The 3,911-nt window shown below is 38.4% G+C and carries 4 protein-coding genes; 3 read left to right on the top strand and 1 reads right to left on the bottom strand.

Annotated elements, in window-relative coordinates; translation table 11 throughout:
- Positions 1-170 precede the first annotated feature (170 nt).
- A complete protein-coding gene (locus AACT18_RS17655) occupies positions 171-410 on the top strand; it encodes a hypothetical protein (RefSeq protein WP_094144300.1) in 240 nt (79 codons plus the stop codon).
- 411 nt (positions 411-821) lie between these two features.
- On the opposite strand, the gene AACT18_RS17650 is transcribed toward AACT18_RS17655, so the two are convergent.
- Positions 822-1,658: a beta-1,6-N-acetylglucosaminyltransferase gene (locus AACT18_RS17650; protein ID WP_094145970.1), complete on the bottom strand. Its 837-nt coding sequence runs from the start codon at positions 1,656-1,658 to the stop codon at positions 822-824.
- Positions 1,659-2,060: 402 nt separating this feature from the next.
- Here AACT18_RS17650 and AACT18_RS17645 point away from each other — a divergent pair, with 402 nt between their 5' ends.
- Together AACT18_RS17645 and AACT18_RS17640 are read left to right on the top strand one after the other, a co-directional pair.
- A complete protein-coding gene (locus AACT18_RS17645; protein WP_094144348.1) occupies positions 2,061-2,282 on the top strand; it encodes a VF530 family protein in 222 nt (73 codons plus the stop codon).
- A gap of 681 nt (positions 2,283-2,963) precedes the next feature.
- A complete protein-coding gene (locus AACT18_RS17640) occupies positions 2,964-3,356 on the top strand; it encodes a VOC family protein (protein WP_040905355.1) in 393 nt (130 codons plus the stop codon).
- The last annotated feature ends 555 nt before the right edge of the window (positions 3,357-3,911 follow it).

Below are 3,911 nucleotides of genomic sequence, written 5' to 3'. Positions count from 1 at the left end.
TAGTACAAAATTGAAGTTCAGTGTTTACGGTGTGTTTTTTAAGTTCGGCGGTGCGTTGTCAACCCCTTAGCCGGGCGTTAAGCAAACAGTCATAAAATGGAACCCGTCACAAATGTAATTAGTTGCTTTGGCTATGCTAGTACACAATGTCTAATGAAAGGAATGTACGTATGAAAACCGAGTATCATATTGAAATATATGAACCTAATGATGATCGATGCGTTGCGGCTAGTTATAAGTCAGAATCTCCATTTATGGCAATCAACGTCGGTAATACCATTGCTGGTGCGAGTTTGAATCTAGCGGAAGTATGTCAAACTTTAAGGGTTACCGAAGTTGAGCATATCTTTTGGGAAATAGATGGTTCGCATAAAGCGCATAAAATCTGCTTGTTTACCGAAATAGCATAGAAATTTGCCTAACAAACGCTTCAAGAGGGACAGCCAACGCGTGGCATTTTTACTATGCGTTGGCTTTTGTGATTATTGCGTTATGCGGAAAGTTGGCAGTAGCGTTGTCTNTGCTGGTGCGAGTTTGAATCTAGCGGAAGTATGTCAAACTTTAAGGGTTACCGAAGTTGAGCATATCTTTTGGGAAATAGATGGTTCGCATAAAGCGCATAAAATCTGCTTGTTTACCGAAATAGCATAGAAATTTGCCTAACAAACGCTTCAAGAGGGACAGCCAACGCGTGGCATTTTTACTATGCGTTGGCTTTTGTGATTATTGCGTTATGCGGAAAGTTGGCAGTAGCGTTGTCTGCCCCTTAAGCGGGCGTTAGGTTTTTTTGAGCCACCCCGTTGAGGGTAGCTCATTAAAAATTAGACTGTTGCAGCGAGGTGATGTTCGATCCTATCCAAGACTTTAGCATCTTCTAATAGGTCAAATTTTCGAGCGAAAAGGTTAGGGCTCGAAATTAAGTTAGAAATATCGGCCATTGTAAACGTCCTCGGTCTAAGCTTTATATCTCCATCTGGTACCCAATCGATAAGTCGCAAGTCATCTTGAATTATTTCACCATGACAATCGTTATTCATCATAACTGTTTGGAAAAATCCTTCATCAGCAATAAATGTATTTTTATAAAATTCTTTATAGGGCTGAGATGCATCCGTGTTACAAACAAAATCACAGAATTTTCGTGACACAATCATCCATTGGGTGCCAATAAATGGTGTTATCCCTGACATGAATTTTCTAGCTATTTTAGGTCGGTAAATATGCTCTTTATATTCAAAGCACATATTTTGTATGCGATTCATCGTTTCAGGCCTAGCTTCATTTTGGTCTAGTGCTCGAATAAATTCCTTGTCTTTATTATTTGACAAAAACTCATGAATATATGGCTGAGTTTTCAATGGAAAATCTTGTCCACTTAGGTTTATAAAATGCGTCCAGCTTTTGTTCATATTCAATAGCTTAGCCATACCACGAAGTTCAATATTAACTAAACTATACCCACCCCATAGTGCATTTTCTGATTCAAGAATTTCAGCATTTTGGTAATCATTTAGAAACAAAGTTATTTCATCTGAAATTTCTTTTCCAGAATTTTTGTCAACATGGATAACGTAATGATTATTTGGGTGGTATATTGCATGAAATAGCCGTTTAAATTGATCTGGATAGCGGTGAACGAGAATAAGATAAGCAATCATTAGATCATTCCTTGAGAAATCTGGAATATTTATTTTCACGCTCCAGTTATCTCAGTTAGGGAATGTATGTTCTGAGTGGTAAGGCGTGTTCTTATCCATAGACTATATGGGGGTTCTGTCTTGATTAATCAATAGCAATGAAATATAAACCTAACAAACGCTTCAAGAGGGACAGCCAACGCGTGGCATTTTTATCATGCGTTGGTTTTCGTGATTATGGTGTTATGCGGAAAGTTGGTAGTAGCGTTGTCTGCCCCTTAAGCGGGCGTTATGCAAATATTCAAATCAGCCCATTCCTCAGTGCTTATGTCTAAGGCTGTGGATGTAAATAAAATGGCTAACTGGCTAAATCATTCTGGTAAACTGCGTCCAAACTAAGCGGTATGGATCAGGATCCAAGCAATGAGCCAAGAGCAGCAAAACAACCCTTTACATGGTTTAACCTTAGAGAAAATTCTTGTTCGTTTACAAGAGCACTATGGTTGGGAAGGGTTAGACAGAGAAGTCAAAATTAACTGTTTTTACAGCAATCCATCAATCAAATCTTCTCTTAAGTTTTTGCGTCGTACACAGTGGGCGAGAGATAAAGTTGAGGCTTTGTATATAGATACGTTTTGCCGTTAAGAACATTTGCATAACAAAGCGTTAAAGAGGGACTTGGCACGCGTGGCATTTTCAGTTTGCATTGGGTTTAGTGGTTACGGCACTATGCGGTAGCTTTTGTATTGCGTGCCTGCGCCCCTTAACGCGGCGTTATATTTCTCTTAAATTCAACGTGTTACAAATTTAAACGTTAAGTGGTAATGTGAGTGTTTTGCTGGTTGATGATTTCTTGTGAAGCATAGCTGTTGATTTGATCAAGTTTATCAATGTCTAACGAACATTATTGTTTAATCGCATTTAGCAACTCTTTTGATTTGGTTTACATTAATGGCTTATTTCTCTGATATCTATCATCAGAATCAATGTGTAAGCTTGATTCGATTTCAAAATTAATTGTTTTTTTGTATCTAAATCTGGCTCAACTGACGTTAAGCTTTTGATGTTATTTACTATTTTCAAAGGTTGTTTGGTGTTTCAGTGGCTGTATGTAACTGAAATATAACAAACAATTCAAGCAGACCCTCAACGCGTGGCATTTTTATTATGCGTTGAGTTTAGTGATTACGGTGTTGTGCGGAAAGTTGGTAGTTGCGTTTCGGGCTACTTAATTGGGCGTTATAGCTTACTGTTCATTTTGGCATAGACAGACATGATTCGATGTTGCAGAGTATGTCATAACTTCATTTAAGAAAGGGAATTACTGTGTTTAGTCATATAATGATCGGCTCAAATAATATAGAGAAATCAAAGGCTTTTTATGATGCCATTATGGCCGTTCTTGGTTACTCGAATGGTTTTATTGATGCGAAAGGCCGCTGTTTCTATCGTAATAAAGAAAGTACTTTAGGCATTACGAAGCCAGTAAATGGTGAACCAGCTACTCATGGTAATGGCATAACGATTGGTTTTAAAGTTAGTAGTCCTGAATTAGTTGATGCATGGCATGCAGCAGGTATAGCGAATGGAGGCATTACTTGTGAGGATCCACCAGGGATCCGAATCAGTGGAGACCGAAAGCTCTATTTAGCTTATTTACGAGATCCTTCAGGTAATAAACTTTGTGCAACCCATTTTTTGTCTACAGAGAGCAAATAACCACGCTATAACAAGGCGTTCAAGAGGGATTCGCAACGCGTAGCATTTTCGTTATGCGTTGATTTTATTAGTTTTTAGTGTGATGCGGAAGGTTAGTCGTTGCGTTGCTCACCCCTTAACGCGGCGTTAGGCAAAGTGAGTTTTTATCAGCTAAATCGAGTTGGAATTGAATGGTAAATTCCATGTTTTCTGGCTTAAGTTAAGCAATAAATAGTCATCACATATTTGTTGTTTCTTGAGCGCGTTGGGTTGTTTAGCGTTGTGAATTTAGCGGCAAAATAACCTTCAGCATCCAAACGTCCGCCGAGCATGCTACGCTCGTCACTTTTCTTCCAAACCGCTCAATTTGAGTTTTTTTGTTTCTTTGCTGATTTAGCGTTTTGGTTTATAAATGAATAGTTTAGTTTGCTTAAAATTTACAAAAAAAGCTCTTTCTTTGGTTTTGAAAGTGTCGTTGTTAATCGGTTGGCCTAACAAACGGTTAAAGAGGGACTGCCAACGCGTGGCGGTTTTTGTTCAAATCGGCCTTTGTGATTACGGTTGTTATTTTAGGTT

This window comes from Vibrio sp. V04_P4A5T148 (assembly GCF_963875605.1).
Classification (GTDB): domain Bacteria; phylum Pseudomonadota; class Gammaproteobacteria; order Enterobacterales; family Vibrionaceae; genus Vibrio; species Vibrio anguillarum.
Note: the sequence above shows the minus strand (reverse complement) of the source record. Positions and strands in the feature narration are given on the sequence as shown.